Below are 21,251 nucleotides of genomic sequence, written 5' to 3' on the forward strand. Positions count from 1 at the left end.
CACCAGGGTTCTCGCCGCCGCCGGACGCCCCACCGGCGGGGGCTACTTGCTGACGGCGAAGCGCATCAGGGCGTGCTCGTCGCCCTGCTTGATCTTCCCGGTCGTGTTGATCACTTCCAGCTTCCAGGCGCCGCCGACCCGGACCGCCTTGGCCACGGCGCAGCCGTTGTCCTGGGTCAGCAGGCTGGGCCAGATGTCGGCGACCTGCTGCGAGCTGCCGCCGGTCGCGTCGTACACCTTGAAGCTGATGTTGCGCGCCTTCTGGAAGGAACTGCCCTTCTTGAACGCGGCCGCGACGAACACGATCGCGGTGATGTTCGGCGGTATCCGGGCGAACTCGACCGTCACGGTCTCGTCGTCGCCGTCCCCGCGGCCGGTCTGGTTGTCACCGCTGTGCACCAGGGAGCCGTTGCCCATGGGGTCCAGCGAGTCGAGGCCCGCCAGGCGCACCGGGTCCGAGCCCTGGAGCGCGATGGCGATGAGGTCCAGGTCGGTGCCGGTCTTGCGGCGGAGCACCCCCATGACCCCGCCGCTGGATCCCGCGGTCGGGTCCCAGGACACGCCGATGGACAGATGGGTGACCCCGTCCAGGTCCGCCGGGCCGTCTTCCTTCGTCAGCGTAATCATGCGTGGATCGTCCTCCGTGGTGAGATCGCGTCACGGCAAAGTCTGCACGGAGGCCGCGCCCACGCCCACAAGTGGTCCACGGTTGACCGTTTCCTCCCGGTACGCCGCCCGTCCCGCAGCCTCCCCACCACCGCCGCCCGCCCGGTAGGGTCGGCAACGGCCAGGTGCCGAGGACGAGGGGGAGACAGCGGATGAGCAGCAACGTCTTCGGAGAGCGCGAGGGTGCGGGCCCGCCGCGCGACCGCACCGGCCAGGCCGAGGCGTTCGACGCCATCGGCGACCGCTACGACGAGGCGTTCCCGCACAAGGAGGGGCAGATCTCGGCCACCGAGTGGCTCGTCGCGTCCCTGCCCGCCGGATCGCGGGTGCTGGACCTCGGCTGCGGCACCGGTGTGCCCACCGCCCGCCGGCTGGCGGAGGCGGGGATGCGGGTCGTCGGCGTCGACCTGTCGGCCGGCATGGTCGCCCGGGCCCGCGCCCAGGTGCCCGGCGCCGAGTTCCACCAGGCCGACCTCGCGGACCTCGGCCCCGGCGGCCCCTGCGACCTGGGCCGCTTCGACGCGGCCACGGCCTTCTTCTCCCTGCTCATGCTGCCCCGGGCCGAGATCCCCGGAGCGCTGCTGACGGTACGTCAGTCACTGGCGCCGACAGGGCTGTTCGCGCTGTCGATGGTCGAGGCCGACGTGGACGACGTCCCGATCCCGTTCCTCGGCCGCCGGATCCGGGTCTCCGGCCATCCGCGCGCCGAGCTGCGCCGGGTGGTCGAGGCGGCGGGCTTCGACGTCGTCGAGGAGAGCTCCCGCGGCTACGCCCCGGACGGCGCCGACGTGCCGCCCGAGGAGCACCTCTTCCTGCGGTGCCGGCGCCGCGACTGAACTCGGCGCCGGCGCCCGGTCAGTTCAGCGCGGGTGGCGCCGCGTGCGGCCCCGTCGCCCACGCCGACGGCCGCGGACCGACGGTGAAGTCCAGGGTCCGCAGGGAGCGCAGCGCACCGGTGGTGAGATACGTCCGGTCGTAGCGCGATCCGTCGGCGCGCAGCCCCTGCGCGTACCGGTCGGCGTCCGACGTTCCGCGCGCCGTGATCGTCAGCCGGCCGTGCGGGCTGTAGCGGCGGTCGAGTGTCAGGTCGACCCGGTCGAAGACCGGCGTGGACAGCCCCCAGGTGTCGTACCCGGGCTGCACCGGGAACAGCCCGATGGAGGACAGCACCACCCAGGCGGACATGGTGCCCAGGTCGTCGTTGCCGGTCATGCCCGTCGGGGTGTCGGTGAACAGGGTGAGCGCGGCGTGCACCACGTCGGTGGTCTTCCACGGCTGCCCGGTCGACAGATACGTGTACGGGGCGATGAGGTCGGGTTCGTTCTGCGGGTTGTACTTGTCGGCGTTGTAGTAGTCGTACGGCCCGTTGACCCACACCTCGCGCGCCGTCCCCGCCGGGTCCTTCAGCAGCCGGTCGTAGGCGAAGAAGGAGTCCAGCCGGTCGTTGGCCGCCCGGGTGCCGCCGATGAGGCCGACCATTCCCGGCAGGTCCTGCGGCACCAGCCACTGGTACTGCCAGGACGTCCCCTCGTGGAAGCCCTCGCTCTGCGCGGGGTCCGCCGGCCCGGTGAAGGCGCCGGAGGCGTCGCGCGCCCGGAAGAACCCGGTCGACGGGTCGAAGACGGTCCGGTAGTCGCGGGAGCGGGCCGCGTAGCGGTCGGCGTCCTGCCGGTGGCCCAGGTCCCGGGCCATCTGGGCGAGCATCGCGTCCGACAGGGCGTACTCCAGCGTGGCCGAGGCGCCGTGGTCGTAGTCCGAGTCACCGGGCTTGGCGTGCGGGCGGTCCTTGAGGTACGGGACGAACCCGTTCCTCAGATACTCCTCGTTGCCCTCGCGGCCCACCGCGGGCGAGGCGGCCGGCGGCACCGAGTCGGCGTTCCGCTTGAGCGCCCGGTACGCCCGCTCCTCGTACCCCTTGAGCAGTCCCTGCTGGTAGGCGTTGGTGAGGAACGGGGTGACCGGGTCGCCGGTCATGATGTTCGTCTCGACCGTGCCGTAGCCCCACTTGGGCAGCCAGCCGCTCTCCTCGGCGATGTGGACGACGGAGACCGCCATGTCGCGGGCCTCGCGCGGCGCGAGCAGGGACAGCAGCTGCGTCTGGGTGCGGTAGGTGTCCCACAGCGACCAGTTCTGGTAGTACGTGAACCCGTCGGTGCGGTGCACGCGCCGGTCCCAGCCGGTGTAGCGGCCGTCGGCGTCGCTGCCGACGTTGGGCGCCAGGAACGACCGGTACAGCGCCGAGTAGAAGGTGCGGCGCGCGGTGTCGGCGCCGCCGGACACCCGGACGCCGTCGAGCCGCTTCTCCCAGGCGCGCCGGGCGGCGGTCCGCACGGTGTCGAACGAACGCCCGCCCTCCGCCCGCAGGTTGCCGGCGGCGCCGGCCGCGTCGACGTAGGACAGCGCGGTGGTCGCCTCGACGGTACGGTCCTTGGTGGTGTCGAACCGGACGTAGGCGCCGCCGTGGCCGGTGGCCGAGCCCGGTGTCACCGTCGAGCCGTCCCAGGTGCCGTACGCGGTGAACGGCCGGTCGAAGCGGGTGATCGTGTAGACGGTGTACGGCAGGGTGTCCTGGCAGAAGCCGCGGCCGGTGATCGCGGTGCGCACGGTGCGGTTGTCGAGGATCTCGACCTCGGTGGAGACCATGCGGTGCAGCGCCTGCCCGGCGTCGAGCAGCACGTTGGCCTTGTCGGTGGCGGGGAAGGTGTAGCGCTGCACGCCGGTGCGGGCGGTCGCGGTCAGCTCCGCCCCGATGCCGGAGTCCAGGCCGACCCGGTAGTAGCCGGGGCTCGCCGACTCGTCCTCGTGGGAGAAGCCGGCCGCGTACTTCGCGTAGTCGGTCTGGGTGACGTCGCCGATGGTCGGCAGCACCGGCAGATCGCCGCCCAGCCCGCAGCCCACCCCGGAGAGGTGGACCAGGGAGAAGCCGCGGATGTGGTCCTCGGCGTAGTCGTAGCCGGTGTTGTGCCCGGTGTCGGGCGACAGCTGCACCATGCCGAACGGGACGGCGGCCCCGGGATAGGTGTTCCCCTCGTTCTGGGTGCCGATGAACGGATTGACCAGGTCGGTGAGGGCTCCGCCGTGCTGTTCGGCGGCCTGCGCGGCGACGGGCGCGGTCAGCAGCGCGGACGCCGCCACCGCCCCCGCCACGCACAGGCGCAGACCGCGCAGCCATCGGGCGCGGGTGTCTGGAAAGGGTCCGGCGCGCACAGGACCTCCTGTCTCGGACAACGTTGTCAAGCGATCGGTCAGGGGCATGACAGCACGGGAACCGCCGCGGCGGCAAGAGCCGTGACACGGCGGGCGGGGAGTACCGGCCGCCACTGCGGGGGAGGGCCGGTCACCACAATTCCGCCCGTCACACCCGCAACCGGACGTGGTGAATCTCGCTCCCGGCGACCGGTCCGTTTGCCGGTGCCACGAGTGAGCAGGCGGTCTCTGCACGAGCGGGCGAAGGCAGAGAGGAACCACCATGGCGGACAACGAAGCCGGTCTTCACGAGATCGACGCCGATCCAGCGGCCCTCAGACGCCACCGCACGCTGTTCCGGGCCGTCCAGCGCCGCAGGAACCCGCCCCTGCGGCGGACCGACATCACGGTCACCGACGAGGCCGCCGTGCGCCGGGCCGTGAAGGCGGCCTCGCTCGGCAACGCCATGGAGTGGTTCGACTTCGGCATCTACAGCTATCTCGCGGTCACCATCGGCCATGTGTTCTTCCCGTCCGGGAACGACACCGTGCAGTTGCTGTCGTCGTTCGCGACGTTCGCCGTGTCCTTCCTGGTGCGCCCGCTCGGCGGCATGGTGTTCGGCCCGATGGGCGACAAGATCGGCCGCAAGAAGGTCCTCGCCCTGACCATGATCATGATGGCCGTCGGCACCTTCGCCATCGGCCTGATCCCGCCCTACGCCATGATCGGCTTCTGGGCGCCCGTGCTGCTGATCCTCTTCCGGCTGGTGCAGGGCTTCTCGACCGGCGGCGAGTACGGCGGCGCCTCCACGTTCATCGCCGAGTACGCGCCCGACCGGCGCCGCGGCTTCTTCGGCAGCTTCCTTGAACTGGGCACGCTGGCCGGCTACGTCGGCGCGGCCGGCCTGGTGACCGTCCTGACCTCGCTGCTCGGCAGCGACGGCATGGAGTCCTGGGGCTGGCGGGTGCCGTTCCTGGTGGCCGGGCCCATCGGACTGATCGGCCTGTACCTGCGGCTCAAGCTGGACGAGACGCCCGCCTTCCGGAAGCTGGAGGACGCCTCCCCGCACCGGGCCTCGGAGGCGGCGACCGCGGTCGAGACCACCGCCAAGGGCGACCTGGCGAAGATCTTCCGCGACTACTGGCCGACCCTCCTGCTGTGCGTCTGCCTGGTCGGCGGCTACAACATCGCCGACTACATGCTCCTGTCGTACATGCCGACGTACCTGTCGGACGAGATGGGCTACTCCGAGACCCACGGCCTGCTCATCCTGATCGCCACGATGGTGGTGCTGATGCTGCTGGTCAACCAGGTGGGCCGGCTCTCCGACCGGATCGGCCGCAAGCCGGTCCTGATGGCCGGCATGCTCGGCTTCTTCGTGCTGTCGGTGCCGGCCTTCCTGCTGGTCCAGCAGGGCGGCCTGGTCGCGGTGTCCGCGGGGATGCTGATCCTCGGACTGTCCCTGGTGTGCCTGCTCGGCACGATGTCCGCCGCGCTGCCCGCGCTTTTCCCGACCCAGGTGCGCTACGGCTCCCTGTCCATCGGCTACAACCTCTCCACGTCCGTGTTCGGCGGCACCACCCCGCTGGTGATCACCGCGCTGATCTCCGCCACCGGAAGCGAGCTGATGCCCGCCTACTACGCGATGGCGGCGGCCCTGGTCGGCGTGGTCTCGGTGGCCTGCATGAAGGAGACGGCGCGCCGCCCGCTGGCGGGCTCCCCGCCGTCGGTGGCGACGCCCGAGGAGGCCGCGCGCCTGGTCGAGAGCCAGGCGGCGACTCCCAGGTTCTGAGGCGGGCGGACCGGTCGCCGGACCCGTGGACACGAGGGGGAGCCCGCCGGAGCACCGGCGGGCTCCCCCTCGTCGCGCTCAGCGCGCCGGACGCCTGCCGCGTCGTCCGCCGAGCCTCAGGCCCAGCAGGAGCACGTCGGCGACGAACACCACGATGCCGATGATCAGCAGGTACATCAGACCGGAAGCGGCGACGCCGATCACTCCGAGGACGACGGCCACCAGGATGAGGAACAGGAAGAGGGCCAGCATTGTCCGATCGCTTTCTCGGGCCACCGGCAGAGGACTGCCGGAAGGGCGGTGGTCAGGGACTCGTGGGCCGGGGGCACGGCCGGTCCGGGGCCGCGGACGGCCCGCGGCTCAGCGCCGGGCCAGCCGCCGCTGCCCGGCCGCGCCGGTCTCGTACGGCAGCCCGTAGTGCTCGAACACCGCCGGCTCGTCCCCCACGGGAAGCTCCCCGTCGGTGTCGATGGACGGGGCGTCCTTGACGTACTTCTTGTCGTAGGCGACGTTGAGCCGGCTGGGGCTGACGGTCGCCCCGGCGAGCGGCACGAACACCAGCCGCTGCCGCCCGAGCATGCCCGTCTTCACGGTGGCGAAGAACGGCTGGTCCGTGATCGTGTCGACGTAGACGGCCTCCAGCTCGCCGATCTTGCTGCCGTCGCCCCCGTGCACGGCGTGCCCCCGCCACTCGCGGATGTCCTGTGCCTCGAACATGGGGTCCTCCACTGTTGCGCGCGATTCACTGGCTGGAACATCACCTACCCCTCCCCCCGGCATTTTCACGGCGACCGGGGCCGCCGGAACCCGTCGATCACCTCATCGCGCGCGACCGTGACCGTGGCGGGCGCCGGGGGAGCGGTCGCACGGGCGCACGGCGCGCCGGGGCCGTAGGATCGGAGCTTCCTTGGGGGAGGTGGCCATGGGCAGGCGGCGCCCGGACACGCCGACGCTGGAGGAGGTGGCCGCCCGCGCGGGTGTGGGGCGGGGCACCGTCTCGCGCGTCGTCAACAACGCGGCGGGAGTGAAGGAGTCGACCCGCCGCGCCGTACGCGAGGCCATCGCCGAGCTGGGGTACGTCCCCAATCTCGCGGCCCGCTCCCTGGCCGGACGGCGCGCGGACGCCGTCGCGCTCGCCATGACGGAGCGGGACTGGCGGCTGTTCGGCGAGCCGTTCTTCGCCGAGACCGTGCACGGCGTCGGCGACGCCCTCGCCGAGACCGGCGTGCAGCTCCTGCTCACCCTCATCCGCACCGACGAGGAACGCAAGCGGTTCGTGGAGTACGCGCGCGGCGGCCGGGTCGACGGGGTGCTGCTGGTGTCGGTGCGCGCCGACGACGCGCTGCCCGACATGCTCGCCGAGGCACGGCTGCCCACCGTCCTGCTCGGCCGGCGCTCGGGCGACGAGCGCATTCCCTACGTCGACGCGGACAACGCCGGCGGAGCCCGCGACGCCGTCGACCACCTGGTCGGCCAGGGGCGTACCGCGATCGCCACCATCACCGGACCGCTGGACATGTACGTCGCCCAGTGCCGGCTGCGCGGCTACCGGGAGGCCCTGGCACGGGCCGGACTGGACGGCGGCCCTTCCTGGACGGCCGGAGGCGACTTCACCGAGGCGAGCGGCCGGCGCGCGATGGCGGAGCTCCTGGCCCGGCACCCGGGCGTCGACGCGGTGCTGGCCGCCTCGGACACCACCGCGGCCGGTGCGCTGACCGCCCTGCGCGAGGCGGGCCGCCGGGTGCCCGAGGACGTCGCCGTGATCGGCTTCGACGACTTCCCGCTCGCCCGGGACACCGTCCCGCAGCTCACCACGGTCCGCCAGCCGATGGCGGAGATGGGCCGCGCGCTGGTCGGCCTACTGCTGGAGGAGATGCGAGACACGGGAGACATGAGGGACACAGGGGAGAGGGAGGGGTCGGGAGAGACGGCGGAGCGGGGTGCGGCCCGGCGCCGTGTGCTGCTGCGCACGGAGCTGGTGCTCAGGGAATCGGCCTGAGGCGGACGTCCGGGGGCCGCTTCACCGAAACCTTTCGGGCGTGCGCGCGCAGTCTTGTCAGGGACATGTGTTGCTCCTACAGTCCCGACCAACCGGTATTGGGAGCGCTCCCACTCCGGTGGGCGCCGAGCACCGACGCCCACCGGACGTCCCGTACGAAGAGGCATGAAGAGGCACGAAGAGAACGGAACCGGCTCACCCCTCCTCCACGGAAGGATCCCGACGTGGCTCGACGCAGCAGACTCCTGTCGGTGGCGGCGGCCTTCGCCACCCTCCTCGCAGCCCTGGGGCTGACCCTCCTCGGGCAGGGCCGCGCCGAGGCGCACGGCGTGGCGATGCTCCCCGGATCGCGCACCTACCTGTGCCATCTGGACGCCCAGACCAGCACCGGCGCCCTCGACCCGACCAACCCCGCCTGCAAGGACGCGCTGGCCAAGAGCGGCGCGACCGCGCTGTACAACTGGTTCGCCGTGCTCGACTCCAACGCCGGCGGCCGGGGCTCCGGTTACGTACCGGACGGGACCCTGTGCAGCGCGGGCGACAAGTCGCCGTACGACTTCTCGGCGTACAACGCCGCCCGCGCCGACTGGCCGAGGACGCACCTGACCTCCGGGGCGACCATCCAGGCGCAGTACAGCAACTGGGCCGCGCACCCGGGCGACTTCAGGATCTACGTGACCAAGGCGGGCTGGTCGCCGACCTCCGCGCTGCGCTGGGCCGACCTCGACCTGGTCCAGACGGTCACCAACCCGCCGCAGCAGGGCTCGCCGGGCGCCGACGGCGGCCACTACTACTGGGACCTGAAGCTGCCCTCCGGCCGCTCCGGTGACGCGCTGATCTTCATCCAGTGGGTGCGTTCGGACAGTCAGGAGAACTTCTTCTCCTGCTCGGACGTCGTCTTCGACGGCGGTCACGGCGAGGTGACCGGCATCCGCGGCCAGGGCGCCCCGACGCCCACCCCGACCCCGACCCCGACGCCCACTCCCACGCCCACCCCGACCGACCCGCACACCGGCTCCTGCATGGCCGTGTACACCGTGACCAACTCCTGGAGCGGCGGGTTCCAGGGATCCGTGGAAGTGATGAACCACGGCACCACGCCGCTCAACGGCTGGACGGTGGCGTGGAAGCCGGGCGCCGGCACCCGGATCGGCACCGCCTGGAACGGCACCCTGACCACGGCCGCCGACGGCACGGTCACGGTCGTGAACGCGGACTACAACCGGGTCGTCCCACCCGACGGCAGTGTCACCTTCGGGTTCACCGCCACCTCCACGGGCAACGACTACCCGGTCGGCTCGATCGGCTGCACCGGTCCGTGACGAGGAGGTAGCGGCCCGGAACCCCCGGGCGCACGCGGAGACGACAGGAGGCGGGGACCACGGCCCCCGCCTCGCCGCGTTCCGGCCCGCCCCGCGGGCGCGGCGGAGTCCGGAAACGTCCGCTCGGCCGAGCCCGGCGGCGCTCACCCCGAGGCCCCGGGCCGCCGCGGGCGGAACATTTGCCGCCCAACCGGTGCGAGCCGCCGCGCCGCGCACCGCCCGCCGGGCGGCCGACCCGGCCGACAACGATGCGGCCGAAAGCAATATTGCCGCCCCCTGCAAGATTGCCTAGGGTGCCGAATACTGGAGAAATACGACGGTCCGGACACCGGACGCGGCCGCCGGCACGACGGACCGGCCGGCGTCGCGACATCGCGTGCGGATGGCTCTCCCCCCACGAGAGGCGGCACCTCATGACCATCGGCAACCCTCGGCCCTACCCGTTCAAGGTCACCGACGAGCTGTACGTCGAACCGCGCTTCGAAGAACTCCGGGAGAGCGAGCCGCTGTGCCCGGTGCGGCTGCCGCACGGGGAGCCGGCCTGGCTGGTGACCCGGTACGAGGACGTGAAGACCGTACTCGGCGACTCCCGCTTCAGCCGGGCCAGAGCGGTGCGCGAGGACGAGCCCCGCACCCGCTACCACCGCGGCCTGCCCGGCAACATCCTGGAGTTCGACCCGCCCGAGCACACCCGGCTCCGGCGGGTGGTGGCCAAGGCCTTCACCGTCCGCCGGGTGCAGGAACTGAGGGTGCGCGCCCAGGCCATCGCCGACGGACTCGTCGACGCCATGATCGCCCAAGGACCGCCCGCCGACCTGGTCGCCGGCTTCGCCCTGCCGCTGCCGGTCACGGTGATCTGCGAACTGCTCGGCGTGCCGCTGGAGGACCGCACCCGCTTCCGGGTGTGGTCGGACGCCCTGCTGTCCACCACGCGCTTCACCCCGCAGGAGGTGGAGCGCTGCGCCGACGAGCTGTCCGCCTACATGGCCGCCCTGATCGCCGAACGGCGCAAGGAGCCCAAGGACGACCTGCTCGGCGTGATGGTCGCCGCGCGCGACGAGGAGGACCGGCTCACCGAGGACGAACTCGTGGCCATGGGCGTCAGCGTGCTGGTCGCCGGCCACGAGACGACCGCCAGCCAGATCCCGAACTTCGTGCACACCCTGCTCGACCACCCCGACCAGCTGGCCCGGCTCCGCGCCGAGCCGGACCTCGTGCCCCGGGCGGTGGAGGAACTCATGCGGTTCGTGCCCCTCGGCGACGCGGGGATCGCCCGCTACGCCCTGGAGGACGTGGCGCTGAGCGGCGGCGTGGTCCGCGCCGGCGAACCGGTCGTCGCCTCCAACGTGTCGGCCAACCGCGACCGGGCCGTCTACACCTGCCCCGAGGCGCTGGACCTGACCCGGCAGGAGGCCACGCACGTCGGCTTCGGCCACGGCCCGCACCACTGCCTGGGCGCGCAACTGGCCCGGATGGAACTCCAGGTGACCCTGCGCACCCTGCTGACCCGGCTGCCCGGCCTGCGCCTGGCCGGCACCGGCGACGACCTGGCGCGCAAGACCGGCTCCGGCGTGAAGGGCTTCTCGAAGATGCTCGTGGCCTGGGACGAGGTGTGACCGCCCCGGCCCGCGCGCACACCTGAGGCGGCCCGGGCCGCAGGCCGTCCGGCCCGACTACGCTACGAGCCATGACTGGCGAGACCGGAACGTCCCACCGGGAGCGGAGCAAGGCCCGGCGCCGGGAGGCGATCAGGCGCTCGGGCATGCGCCTGTTCGCCGAGCGGGGCTACGACGGCACCACCGTCGCCGACATCGCCGAGGCGGCCGAGGTCGCCCCCCGCACCGTGTCGATGTACTTCCCCTCCAAGCACGACATCGCCCTGTCCGTGCCCGACGAGATCGCGGCCCGGCTCACCGCCGTCTTCCGGGACCGGCCCGGAAGCGGCTTCCTGGACGTCGTCGACACCTGGCTCACCGGTGAGGCCGACGCCCTGGACCCGGAGCTGCTGGCGCTGCTCACCGCCATGTTCGAGGCCAACCCCGCGCTCAAGGCGCACGGCAGCAGCCAGCTGACCGAGGCGGTGCGCCTGACCGGTCCCGCGCTCGCGGCCGCGACCGGACTGCCCGAGTCCCACCCGATGCACGCCGTCATCGGCGCCGCCGTGGGCGCCGCGCTGAGCCAGTACTTCGGCACCGTCCTGCGGCACGACGACGCACCCGGCACACACCCCCTCTTCATGGCCTGTCTGCGCGCCCTCGTAGACACCGCCCGGCAGGGCGCCCCCGCACACCCGCGCATCATCTGAAGATCTTCTTCGCATACTGCCACGTTACGAATGCGAATTCGGGGGCAAGGTGGTGTGGTGGCTGATGTGACACCTGAAGGACAGACCGACCCCCTTGGCGCGGAACGGCCGCGGAGCGCCCTCGCGACGATGCCGCGGCAGGTACGCGAGGAGCTGACCCGCAGACTCCGGCGGAACAAACGCGCCCTGCGCAAGGAGGACGTCCAGGTCGTCGAGCCGCCCCTGCTGCGGCGCGCGGTCGGCGCCTCCGCCCTCGGCAACTGCATGGAGTGGTTCGACTTCGGCGTCTACAGCTACCTGGCCGCCACCATCGGCAAGGTGTTCTTCCCCGGCGCCTCACCGGGCGCCCAGGTGATCTCCTCGTTCGCCACCTTCGCGGCCGCGTTCGTCGTACGACCGCTCGGCGGCCTGGTGTTCGGTCCGCTCGGCGACCGCCTCGGCCGGCAGAAGGTGCTCGCCACCACCATGATCATGATGGCGATCGGGACGTTCGCCATCGGCCTGATCCCGAGCTACGCCACCATCGGCATCGCCGCGCCCGTCCTGCTGCTGCTCGCCCGTATGGTCCAGGGCTTCTCCACCGGCGGCGAGTACGGCGGCGCGACCACCTTCGTGGCCGAGTACTCGCCCGACCGCCGCCGCGGCTTCCTCTCCAGCTGGCTGGACTTCGGCACCTTCGTCGGCTACGCGCTCGGCTCGGCGCTGGTCACGGTCCTGAACCTCGCCCTCACCGACGCCCAGATGCTCGCCTGGGGCTGGCGGGTGCCGTTCCTGATCGCCGGACCGCTCGGCGCGATCGGCCTGTACATGCGGCTCAAACTGGAGGAGTCGCCCGCCTTCCAGCAGCAGCTGGACGAGCACGAGAAGTCCCTCGCCCAGTCGTCGGCGGGCAGCGAGTTCAAGACCATCGTCAAGAAGCACTGGCCGGCCCTGCTGATCTGCATGGGCATCGTCCTGCTCTACAACGTCACCAACTACATGGTGACCGGCTATCTGCCCACGTACCAGACCGAGACCCTGCGTCGCTCCAGCGGCTCCGCCGATCTGCTGGTGCTGATCGGCATGGTGTGGATCGTGCTGCTGATCACCTTCATCGGCCGGCTCAGCGACCACGTCGGCCGCCGGCCCGTCTACGCGGTCGCGGCGGTCGCGATGATCGTCCTCGCCGTGCCCTCCTTCCTGCTGATCAAGATGCACGGCACCTGGCCGCCGGTCCTCGGCGTGCTGATCCTGGCCACGCTGCTGGCCGGTTTCGCCGCGCCCAGCGCCGCCACCCTGCCCGCGCTCTTCCCGACCGCCGTGCGGTACGCGGCCATGGGCATCGGCTTCAACTTCGCCGTCGCCGCGTTCGGCGGCACCACCCCGCTGGTCACCGCCGCCCTGGTCGGCGCGACGGGCAACGACCTGATGCCCGCCTACTACCTGATGGCGGCCGGTGTCATCGGCCTGGTGACCGTGAAGTTCCTGCCGGAGAGCGCGCAGATGCCGCTGCACGGCTCCCAGCCGATGGTCGGGTCCGAGGAGGAGCAGCGCGAGCTGCTGTCCACCTCCGAGGAGCTGTACGAGGCCGCCCGCAAGCCGGCCTGAGCCCGAGCCCGCCGCGCCCCCTACGCGCCGAGCTCGTCGGCGAGCCGGGCGAGGGTGTCGCCCAGGGGCAGGTCGAGCCGTACGGCGGCCAGTTCGTCGCCGCGCGTCGGGCCCTGGTTGACGATGGCGACCGGCTTGCCCTGCCGCGCCGCGCGGCGCACGAAGCGGAGGCCGGAGAGCACGGTGAGCGAGGACCCGGCGACCAGTAGCGCGGACGCGGCGTCGACCAGCTCGTAGCAGTGCGCGACGCGCGGCTTGGGGACGTTCTCGCCGAAGAAGACGACGTCCGGTTTGAGGGTGCCGGTGCCGCACACCTGGCAGGGCACGGTGTGGAAGTGCGCCTCCTGCTCGGGCGCGAGGTCCGCGTCGCCGTCGGGGTTGATCCGGGCGGCGAGGTCGTGAAAGCCCGGGTTGGCCTCCCGCAGCCGCTGGTCCAGGTGCGCCCGGGAGACGGTGTTGCGGCAGTTCAGACAGATCACCCGGTGCAGGCTGCCGTGCAGCTCGACCGCTTGCGGGGTGCCCGCCGCCGCGTGCAGCCCGTCCACGTTCTGCGTGATCACCCCGCGGACCAGGCCGGCCGCGGTCAGGCGGGCCACCGCCCGGTGTCCGGCGTTGGGCCGCGCCCGGCGGATCGTCTCCCAGCCGAGATGGCTGCGGGCCCAGTAGCGCCGGCGGCTCTCCTCGCTGCCGGTGAACTCCTGGTAGGTCATCGGCGTGTGCCGGCGGCGGCTGCCCGTCGGCCCGCGGTAGTCGGGAATGCCGGACTCGGTGGAGATGCCGGCCCCGCTGAGCACGAGCACCCGCCCCGAGCCGAGCAGCCGCGCGAGCGCCTGGAGGTGACGGCCCCGAAGGGGTGCCGACGGCGGTGACGCGGTGCCGCGTCCCGGCGGGTCGGGCAACACACGAGCGTCCATGCGGGCAGGGTACGCCTCGGGAAACACCGGCCGGCGTTCCCGCCGACCACCCGGCCGGACCCACGGGCGCCGTTCCGCATGCCCCCGCACAGCCCTCCGCCCCCGCCGGCGGCTGCCGGCGGGGGCGGAGCGGGAGACGCTGCGCCATAGGCGAGCGGTCCGGCGTCAGGCGGCCGCCGGTGCCGCGGGCTGCGGCTGGGGCTCCGGCTCGCTGTAGACGCTCTCCAGGTCGTCGATCGCGGAGGCCGACGCGTTGTCGTACTTCGCCTGGTCCAGGATCTTCTCGCGGGCGGAGACGAGGACCGGGACGAGGGCCTGGCCCGCCACGTTGGTGGCGGTGCGCATCATGTCCAGGATCGGGTCGATGGCGAGCAGCAGACCCACGCCCTCCATCGGCAGGCCGAGGGTGGACAGGGTGAGCGTCAGCATGACCGTCGCACCCGTCAGACCGGCGGTGGCCGCCGAGCCGATCACCGAGACGAACGCGATGAGCAGGTACTCCCTGACGCCCAGCGACAGGTGGAAGATCTCCGCCACGAAGATCGCCGAGATGGCCGGGTAGATCGCCGCGCAGCCGTCCATCTTGGTCGTCGCGCCGAACGGCACGGCGAAGGAGGCGTAGTCCTTCGGAACGCCCAGCCGGATCGCCGACTGCTGGGTGACCGGCATGGTGCCGACCGAGGAGCGGGAGACGAACGCCAGCTGGATCGCGGGCCAGGCGCCCTTGAAGAACTGCAGCGGGTTCAGCTTGGCGACGGTGGCGAGCAGCAGCGGGTAGACGCCGAACAGGACCAGCGCGCAGCCGACGTAGATGTCGACGGTGAAGGTGGCGTAGTTGCCGAGCAGGTCCCAGCCGTACTGCACGATCGCGCGGCCGATCAGGCCGGCGGAGCCGATCGGGGCGAGCAGGATCACCCACCACAGGGCCTTCTGGAGCAGCTCCAGGACCGACTCGGACAGGGTCAGGATCGGCTGGGCCTTCGCGCCGATCTTCAGCACGGCGACACCGGCGACGACCGCCATGAAGACGATCTGGAGCACGTTCAGCTCGGTGAACGGGGTGATGACGTCGGTGGGGATGATGCCGGTGAGGAAGTCGAGCCAGCTGCCGGCGTGGTCCGGCTTGGCGCCGTCGGCCGCGGTGAGGTGGGAGCCGGAGCCCGGGTTGGAGACCAGGCCGATGACCAGGCCGATGACCACCGCGATCAGCGAGGTGATCATGAACCACAGAAGCGTGCGGCCGGCCAGCCGGGCCGCGTTGTTGACCTTCCGCAGGTTGGTGATCGACACCATGATCGCGAAGAAGACCAGGGGGGCCACGGCCAGCTTCAGCAGCTGGATGAAGATGCCGCCCACCTTGTCGAGAGTGGTGGCCAGCCACGCGACGTCATAGGTGCGGGCGACGAACCCGAGAGCGAGGCCGACGACGAGGCCGAGCAGGACCTGGGCCCAGAACGGGACGGGTATCCGGAAGCCGGTCTTCGCGGGCTTGGGATCGGTGGTGTCGGACACGGACACACTCCAGCTGGGGGACGCACGGAAAAGGGGTGAGGTGAAACGGCGACTGGGAAGCGGCGACCGTGAGGAAGCGTCGACGGCGCCGCTGCGTCGGGGGAGCGCGATCAGGCGCGACAGACCGCGGACATGCAGCGGCAGAGGTCGACGTGCAGGCGCGCCACGAGCGGGACGCCCATGACGAGGCGGCCGGCGCCCCAGGGGGCGTCGGCGCGGTGCGCGGCTGCTGACTTCATGGCGGAAACGTTAACACTTGTACTTTGAGAACATCAAAGCTGTTCTTTGGGAACGGCATGCTTCGGCCGTTCTCCGGCGGGCGGCTCCACCAGGGCGTCGGCGTGCGCCAGACCGCTCTCCTCGGAGATCTCGCGCAGCGTCTGCGCGCGCCGGACCGTCGCGAACACCACCCGGCCGTCCGACTCGGCACAGCCGTACACCGCGGGCCGCGGCAGGCTGTTGTACGCCCAGTGCGTCGAGAAGTAGTAGGCCCCGGTGTCGTGCAGCACCACCAGGTCGCCCTCGGCCAGCTCGGGCAGCTCGCGCGCGTGCGCCACCACGTCACCGGCGAAGCAGCAGGGCCCGGCCACGTCCTGCCGCAGCAGCGGCGCCCGCTTGGCACGGCCGTCCGGCCCGTACGCCGACGCCCGCAGCGGCCACGCCTCGGGCATGAACACCGTCCGCGTGGCGATGTGCGCCCCGGCGTGGGTCAGCGCCACGCGCCGCCCGCCGGCGTCCTTGACGTACTCGACCAGCGCGGCGACGAAGCCGTTCTTGGCCAGCAGCGAGCGCCCGAACTCGGTGACGATCCGGTACCGCCCGGCCAGCAGGCCCGGTTCGGCGGCGTCGAGCGCGGCGACGTAGTCGGCGTAGGTGGGCAGCGTCCGCTCGTCGGCGAAGTTCACCGGCAGTCCGCCGCCGAGGTCGAGACTGGTGACCTGTCGGCGCCCGGCCCGCTCGTTGATCTCCTCCGCCAGCCGGTACGCGGCGGCCAGCCCCTCGGCGATCAGCGGCAGCGGACACCCCTGCGACCCGACGTGCGCGTGCAGCCGGGTCAGCCAGGGACGGCGCGCGAAGGCAGCCACGACCCGCTCGCGGACGCCCGGGTCGCCCAGCGCCACCCCGAACTTCGAGTGCCGCGTCGCGGTGCTCATGGCCCCGATCGTCCCGCCGCCGACCTGCGGGTTGACCCGCAGTCCCAGCACGGAGGCGCAGCCGGGCGGCCGCAGCGCGTCGATCCGGTCCAGCTCGTCGAGGTTGTCGGCGTTCAGCGCCACCCCGCGGGCCAGCGCCTCGGCGATCTCGGCACGGGTCTTGGCGGGCGCGTCGAGCACGATGCGCCCGGGCGCGAAACCCGCGTCCAGCGCCAGCCGCAGTTCGCCGGGACTGGCGACCTCGCACCCCATCCCGGTCTCGCGCAGCAGACGCAGCACGGGCACCAGGGAGCAGGCCTTCACAGCGAAGGTGTGCAGGACGTCCGGCACACGTGTGAACGCCGCGTGCAGCGCGTCGACGCTCTCGCGCACCCCCTGGACGTCGATGAACCCGGCCACCGGGTGGTCGGGGCCGAGGAGGCCGTCGGCCACGGCCTGCCGCAGGGCACGTTCGACGGACAGCCGGTCAGGTGTGTCTCCCACGGGGGCCACGGGGACGGGCATCTACGGGTCTCCTCGCTCGGGCGGCGGCGCGGCGTGGCCGCTGGGGACTCTCGCTCTGATCACGCCGGGCTCAGGGTCTGGTGACCAGCGTCGCGCCCCACCGGCCCGGGCGTCTTCGGACCGTGCCACAAAGCCGCGCCCGTTCCTTCGTACACCCGCACAACACACCCGGCAGACGCAGCACGGCGCCGGCTGGCCGCTCACCCTGGCGGGGGAGCGGCCAGCCGGGCGGCCAGCGCGACGAGCAGCCGGGTGTCCGGGTCGGCCAGGTCGACGCCGTGGCGCTCCCGGACCCGCTTGAGCCGGTAGCGCAGGGTGTTGGGGTGGACGACGAGCCGCCGCGCGGCGGCCGGGACGTCACCCCCGGCGTCGAGGTAGGCGGCCAGCGTCCGCAGCAGCTCACCGCCCGCGGCGGCGTCCGTCCGCACGAACGCGTGCACCGGTCCCGCACCCGACTCCCACACCGGCCGCACGGTGTCCAGCGCGCGCAGGACCTCCAGCGTCGTGTCCACCCCTCGCGGCCCCGAGTGCCGCGGCGGCCGGGGCCGCCCGGCGGCCAGGGCCCGCGCCTCCCGCTCCCGCAGCGCCCGTACGACGAGCGCGGCCCGCTCGCGGGACTCCGCGGCCCGCGCCGAGGGGACGACGGGCCCGGCGCCCAGCCACACCGCGGCGGCCTCCGCCGCCGGCGCGGCCGACGGGTCCTGCTCGCGCAGGAACAGATCCAACTCGCGCAGGAAGGCGAGGACTTCCCGGTCGCCCTCGTCGCCGTCGCCGTGCTCGCCCGGGCCCGGTGGCCGCCGACGTCCGGTCCGGCCGGTCCGGCCGCCCGGCTCGGCCGGCTGCGCGTCGCGGACGAGCAGCAGCGTCAGCCGGTCCCCGTCCCGCAGCATCCCGGTGCCCGGACGCAGCGCCGCGGCCCGCAGGGCCAGCACGTCCAGCACCCGGTCGCCCGCGGCGCCGGGCGGGCGCTCGGCCACGACGACCGCGCACGCCGTGTCCGCCGACAGCCCCAGCGACCAGGCGTGCGTCCGCCGGTCCCCGGACCCCTCCAGCAGGCCGCGCAGCGCCGACTCCCGCCGCCGCGCCGTCCCGCTCTCCCGCAGCCGCTCGCCGACCAGCAGCGGAGCCGCGAGCCCCGCGGCCGCCCGCAGGTGTGCGGCGGCGTCGGGGGCGAGCGCGCCGCCGTCGGCGGCCGCCCAGATCGAGCCCAGCACCTCCTGCCCGCTGCGCACCGCGACCACCAGCCGTTCCGGCCCGGCCGCGTCGGCGGGCCGGTGGATCACCTCCGTCGAGGTCCACAGGGCGCGCAGCAGACCGCTGTGCCGCAGCTCGGCGACCCGCCACGCGGGCACCCGCCCGCCGAGGATCGTGCTGCGGCGCAGCGGATCGGCCGCCTCGCCGGTGGCGGAGTGGGCCAGCACCCGCAACCGGGTGTCCTCGACGGTGATGGAGCCCTTCACCTGGACGGCCACCCGCGCGGCGAGCGCGGCGAGCGAGAACGCCTCCCCGGAACCGGGTCCGCGGGCGGCGTGAACGGGACGATCCGCGAGGGCGTAGGACAAGGCGCTGCGCAGCAGCGCGGCCACCTGCGCCCAGTCGGCGCCCTCGGCGCGGGCCAGCAGGGCGACGCCGGTCTCCTCGGCTGCCGCGACCGTCTCCGCCCGCGCTCGCGCGTCGTCCGCGGGCGCGCCGTCGCCCAGTACGACCGCCGAGGCGCCGCGCCGGGCGGCCCGCCGGACCGTCCCGGCCACGGCGGGCGCACCGACGGCCAGGAGCAGGGCGTCGCGCTCTCCCGCCCCCAGGTCGTCCAGCCCTACCGCGACCCGGGCGACCGAGATGTCCGGGCCGGCCGGCGCGCACAGCAGCCGTACGGCCTCCCCGTCGTCGAAGGAGAGCAGGGCCCGCAGACTCGCCGTCCCCGTGCCCTCGCCGTAGATCTCGGCGCACCGCGCCCCGCCGTCCATCAGCCGGCCCTCCCCGCCCTCGCGCACCCGGCGGCCACCGCTGCCACCGCTGCCACCGCCGTCACTGTGACCACCGTGAACACCGAGATCACCGAGATCACCGAGATCACCGAGATCACCGAGATCACCGAGATCACCGAGATCATCGCGGTCGCCGTCGGCATCGTCGCAGAGCCGGCGTGCCGGCCGCCGGTCAGGCCAGGGCGCCCAGCGCCTCCCAGGTGCGCAGCCGGTCGTCCGGGCCGCCGAGTTCACTGGCGGCGACGACGACCTGGGTGGCCCCGGCGTCCCGGTAGCCGCGGACCGTGTCGGCGAGGGTCTTCTCGTCGCCGATCGCCGCGAGTTCCACCGGGTGGGAGACGCCGGACTGTTCCAGGACGCGCGCGTAGGAGGGGATCTGCTGGTAGAAGGTGAGCGCCTCATGGGCCGCGGCGCGGACCCGGTCGGGTGCGGAGGTGACGACGCCGGGCACGAAGGCGACCACGCGCGGGGCGGGACGGCCGGCCTCCTCGGCGGCGCGGGTGAGGGCCGGGACGATGTGCTCCTCCAGCGCGCGCGGGCCGGCGAGGTAGGGCAGGATGCCGTCCGCGAGCCGGCCGCTGACCCGCAGCGCCTGCGGACCCATCGCGGCCACCAGCAGCGGCACGGCGGGCTCGGCGCCGGGCACCGAGGCGGGCAGCGGAGTGCGCGCGGTGAGCAGTTCCCCCTCGAACTGCGCCCGGCCGGTCGTGGTCAGCTGGCGCAGCGCGGTGAGGAACTCCTTCAGCCGGGCCACCGGCCGCTCGAAGGGCAGCCCGAACGCGCCCTCGGTGAACAGCTTGGTGCCGAGCGCGAGTCCGAGGTGGTAGCGGCCGCCGGTGGCCGCCTGGACGGTCTGCGCCTGGCTGGAGACGAGCAGCGGATGCCGGCCGAAGACCGGTAGCGCCGAGGTGCCGAGGTGGATGTCGGGCACCTCGCGGCCGACGATCGCGGCGATGGTCGGCGAGTCGTAGCCGAAGGTCTGGCCGAACCAGAGGCTGGTGAGGCCGGCCGCCCGCGCCTCGTGCGCCTGACGCACCACCTCGTCGACGGGCAAGGCGGATCCGGTCGTGTCGATCGTCGCTCCCACAGTCATGCCGGTGCCAACGCCCTCGCGCCGCCGGGGGATTCCGCCTCGGACATGAACAGCGTGTGTCGGCCGGCGGGACCGGACGAGCGAAACGGGCCGCCCCCCGGAGGGAGCGGCCCGTTCAGACGCCTTCAGGGAAGGCGACGCATCCCGGTCAGAACAGGAGGCGGTAGGTGTTCCAGCCGCTGGTGCCGATCTTCACGCGGGGCGCGTACGGGGCGGAGGCGTTGCCGGTGCCCTTGTACAGGTACAGCGCGCCGCTCTTGTCGCGGGCGACAAGGTCGGTGATGCCGTCGATGTCGATGTCACCGACCGAGACCAGCTTGTTGTACGTGTTCCAGCCGGCGCCGATCTTCACGCGGGACGCGAAGGGCGCCTTGGAGTTGCCGGTGCCCTTGTAGAGCCACAGCACGCCGGAGCTGTCCCGGGCGACGATGTCGTCCTTGCCGTCACCGGACAGGTCGCCCTTGCCGGTGATCTCGGTGTAGGCGTTCCACCCGGAGCCGACCTTGTAGCGCGTGGTCAGCTTGCCGTTGCCGTAGCCGAGGTACAGCCACAGCACACCGGAGCCGTCCCGCGCGAGCAGGTCGTCGGCGTCGGCGCCGCCGAGGTTGCCGGCCGAGAACACCCGGTTGTAGATGTTCCAGCCGCTGCCGATCACCGTGTTGGTGGTGGAGCCCCACTCGGTGTAGGACAGCCTGCCGCTGGTCACGTCCCAGACGCCGTCGGAGAGGCCGTCGGAGTCCTGGTCGACCTGCGTCATGAAGCTGGTGTACTGCCAACCCTTGCCCGCCTTGTAGCGGGCGTCCAGGCCACCCTTGAAGTTGGGGTCGTACTCCCACAGGGTGCCCGAGCTGTCCGTACCGAACACCGGGTTGATCTGAGTGTTGCCGAGCCCCGCCCGGACACCGGACTTGGAGGCCGCCGACGGCTTGGCGCCGTCGAAGGCCCTCGCGGCGGAACGGCTCCCGGACGCGTCGGCGGCGAAAGCGGCACTCGTGCCGGTCGCCACGAGAGCGGCGGTGAGCGCCGCAGCCGCGACACGCGTCACCGTGCGGCGCGTGTTCAGGCCGGAACCTTTGACCACGTGGGTCCTCCAGTTGTTGTGAGGAACGGGTCCCCCGGGCCGGCGTGCGGCCCGGGGGACCCGGGTTACCCAATGATCTTTTACACGTCTCCTTCACACGTCAACCAGATTTGGCGCTGGCACGAAAGTGCTACAGAAGTGGGACGCAAGC

At 72.7% G+C, this 21,251-nt stretch carries 19 protein-coding genes; 7 read left to right on the plus strand and 12 right to left on the minus strand.

Going from position 1 to position 21,251, the window contains the following annotated elements; translation table 11 throughout:
- Nucleotides 1-42: 42 nt before the first annotated feature.
- Nucleotides 43-627, minus strand: coding sequence for a TerD family protein (locus tag ABEB07_RS13355; RefSeq protein ID WP_345668514.1), 585 nt, complete (start codon nt 625-627; stop codon nt 43-45).
- Nucleotides 628-818: 191 nt separating this feature from the next.
- On the opposite strand from ABEB07_RS13355, the gene ABEB07_RS13360 reads away from it, so the two are divergent.
- Nucleotides 819-1,502, plus strand: coding sequence for a class I SAM-dependent DNA methyltransferase (locus tag ABEB07_RS13360; RefSeq protein WP_345668515.1), 684 nt, complete (start codon nt 819-821; stop codon nt 1,500-1,502).
- 19 nt (nt 1,503-1,521) lie between these two features.
- Here the strand turns inward: ABEB07_RS13360 and ABEB07_RS13365 are convergent, their stop codons facing one another.
- Nucleotides 1,522-3,921, minus strand: coding sequence for a GH92 family glycosyl hydrolase (locus tag ABEB07_RS13365; protein ID WP_345668516.1), 2,400 nt, complete (start codon nt 3,919-3,921; stop codon nt 1,522-1,524).
- A gap of 214 nt (nt 3,922-4,135) precedes the next feature.
- Between ABEB07_RS13365 and proP the strand changes: the two genes are divergently transcribed.
- Nucleotides 4,136-5,644, plus strand: coding sequence for a glycine betaine/L-proline transporter ProP (gene proP / locus ABEB07_RS13370; protein WP_164585138.1), 1,509 nt, complete (start codon nt 4,136-4,138; stop codon nt 5,642-5,644).
- 78 nt (nt 5,645-5,722) lie between these two features.
- On the opposite strand, the gene ABEB07_RS13375 is transcribed toward proP, so the two are convergent.
- Entirely contained in the window at nt 5,723-5,896 is a 174-nt protein-coding gene (locus ABEB07_RS13375; RefSeq protein WP_176151634.1) for a hypothetical protein, read from the minus strand.
- A gap of 108 nt (nt 5,897-6,004) precedes the next feature.
- A complete protein-coding gene (locus ABEB07_RS13380) occupies nt 6,005-6,361 on the minus strand; it encodes a PRC-barrel domain-containing protein (RefSeq protein ID WP_176151635.1) in 357 nt (118 codons plus the stop codon).
- Nucleotides 6,362-6,566: 205 nt separating this feature from the next.
- Between ABEB07_RS13380 and ABEB07_RS13385 the strand changes: the two genes are divergently transcribed.
- The 5 genes from ABEB07_RS13385 (at nt 6,567) to ABEB07_RS13405 (ending at nt 12,857) form a co-directional block, all read left to right on the plus strand.
- Nucleotides 6,567-7,643, plus strand: a complete 1,077-nt coding sequence (locus ABEB07_RS13385) for a LacI family DNA-binding transcriptional regulator (protein ID WP_345668517.1) — start codon at nt 6,567-6,569, stop codon at nt 7,641-7,643.
- A gap of 224 nt (nt 7,644-7,867) precedes the next feature.
- Nucleotides 7,868-8,965 (plus strand): lytic polysaccharide monooxygenase, encoded by a 1,098-nt coding sequence (locus tag ABEB07_RS13390; RefSeq protein ID WP_345668518.1) that lies wholly within the window; start codon nt 7,868-7,870, stop codon nt 8,963-8,965.
- Between the two features lie 413 nt (nt 8,966-9,378).
- Nucleotides 9,379-10,581, plus strand: coding sequence for a cytochrome P450 (locus tag ABEB07_RS13395; RefSeq protein ID WP_345668519.1), 1,203 nt, complete (start codon nt 9,379-9,381; stop codon nt 10,579-10,581).
- Between the two features lie 71 nt (nt 10,582-10,652).
- Entirely contained in the window at nt 10,653-11,270 is a 618-nt protein-coding gene (locus tag ABEB07_RS13400; protein ID WP_345668520.1) for a TetR/AcrR family transcriptional regulator, read from the plus strand.
- Between the two features lie 129 nt (nt 11,271-11,399).
- Nucleotides 11,400-12,857 (plus strand): MFS transporter, encoded by a 1,458-nt coding sequence (locus ABEB07_RS13405; protein WP_345668521.1) that lies wholly within the window; start codon nt 11,400-11,402, stop codon nt 12,855-12,857.
- A 20-nt stretch (nt 12,858-12,877) separates the two neighbouring features.
- Here the strand turns inward: ABEB07_RS13405 and ABEB07_RS13410 are convergent, their stop codons facing one another.
- The 8 genes from ABEB07_RS13410 to ABEB07_RS13445 all read right to left on the minus strand — a co-directional run bounded on the left by ABEB07_RS13410 (nt 12,878) and on the right by ABEB07_RS13445 (nt 21,064).
- Nucleotides 12,878-13,771: an NAD-dependent protein deacetylase gene (locus tag ABEB07_RS13410; RefSeq protein ID WP_345668522.1), complete on the minus strand. Its 894-nt coding sequence runs from the start codon at nt 13,769-13,771 to the stop codon at nt 12,878-12,880.
- Nucleotides 13,772-13,936: 165 nt separating this feature from the next.
- Nucleotides 13,937-15,289: a dicarboxylate/amino acid:cation symporter gene (locus ABEB07_RS13415; protein ID WP_425588999.1), complete on the minus strand. Its 1,353-nt coding sequence runs from the start codon at nt 15,287-15,289 to the stop codon at nt 13,937-13,939.
- A 104-nt stretch (nt 15,290-15,393) separates the two neighbouring features.
- On the minus strand, nt 15,394-15,522 hold the full coding sequence (locus ABEB07_RS13420; protein ID WP_345668524.1) for a hypothetical protein: 129 nt from the start codon (nt 15,520-15,522) through the stop codon (nt 15,394-15,396).
- Between the two features lie 33 nt (nt 15,523-15,555).
- Nucleotides 15,556-16,941: a type III PLP-dependent enzyme domain-containing protein gene (locus ABEB07_RS13425; protein WP_345668525.1), complete on the minus strand. Its 1,386-nt coding sequence runs from the start codon at nt 16,939-16,941 to the stop codon at nt 15,556-15,558.
- A gap of 200 nt (nt 16,942-17,141) precedes the next feature.
- Nucleotides 17,142-18,932, minus strand: a complete 1,791-nt coding sequence (locus ABEB07_RS13430) for a PucR family transcriptional regulator (RefSeq protein ID WP_345668526.1) — start codon at nt 18,930-18,932, stop codon at nt 17,142-17,144.
- Nucleotides 18,905-19,069, minus strand: coding sequence for a hypothetical protein (locus ABEB07_RS13435; RefSeq protein WP_345668527.1), 165 nt, complete (start codon nt 19,067-19,069; stop codon nt 18,905-18,907). Before ABEB07_RS13435 ends, ABEB07_RS13430 begins: the two co-directional genes overlap by 28 nt.
- 29 nt (nt 19,070-19,098) lie before the next feature.
- A complete protein-coding gene (locus ABEB07_RS13440) occupies nt 19,099-20,019 on the minus strand; it encodes an LLM class F420-dependent oxidoreductase (RefSeq protein ID WP_176151643.1) in 921 nt (306 codons plus the stop codon).
- Nucleotides 20,020-20,167: 148 nt separating this feature from the next.
- The gene (locus tag ABEB07_RS13445; RefSeq protein ID WP_345668528.1) at nt 20,168-21,064 is read right to left on the minus strand and encodes an FG-GAP repeat domain-containing protein; all 897 of its coding nucleotides are present in this window, start codon (nt 21,062-21,064) and stop codon (nt 20,168-20,170) included.
- Nucleotides 21,065-21,251 lie beyond the last annotated feature (187 nt).

This window comes from Streptomyces similanensis (genome assembly GCF_039543625.1).
GTDB classification, from domain to species: Bacteria; Actinomycetota; Actinomycetes; order Streptomycetales; family Streptomycetaceae; genus Streptomyces; species Streptomyces similanensis.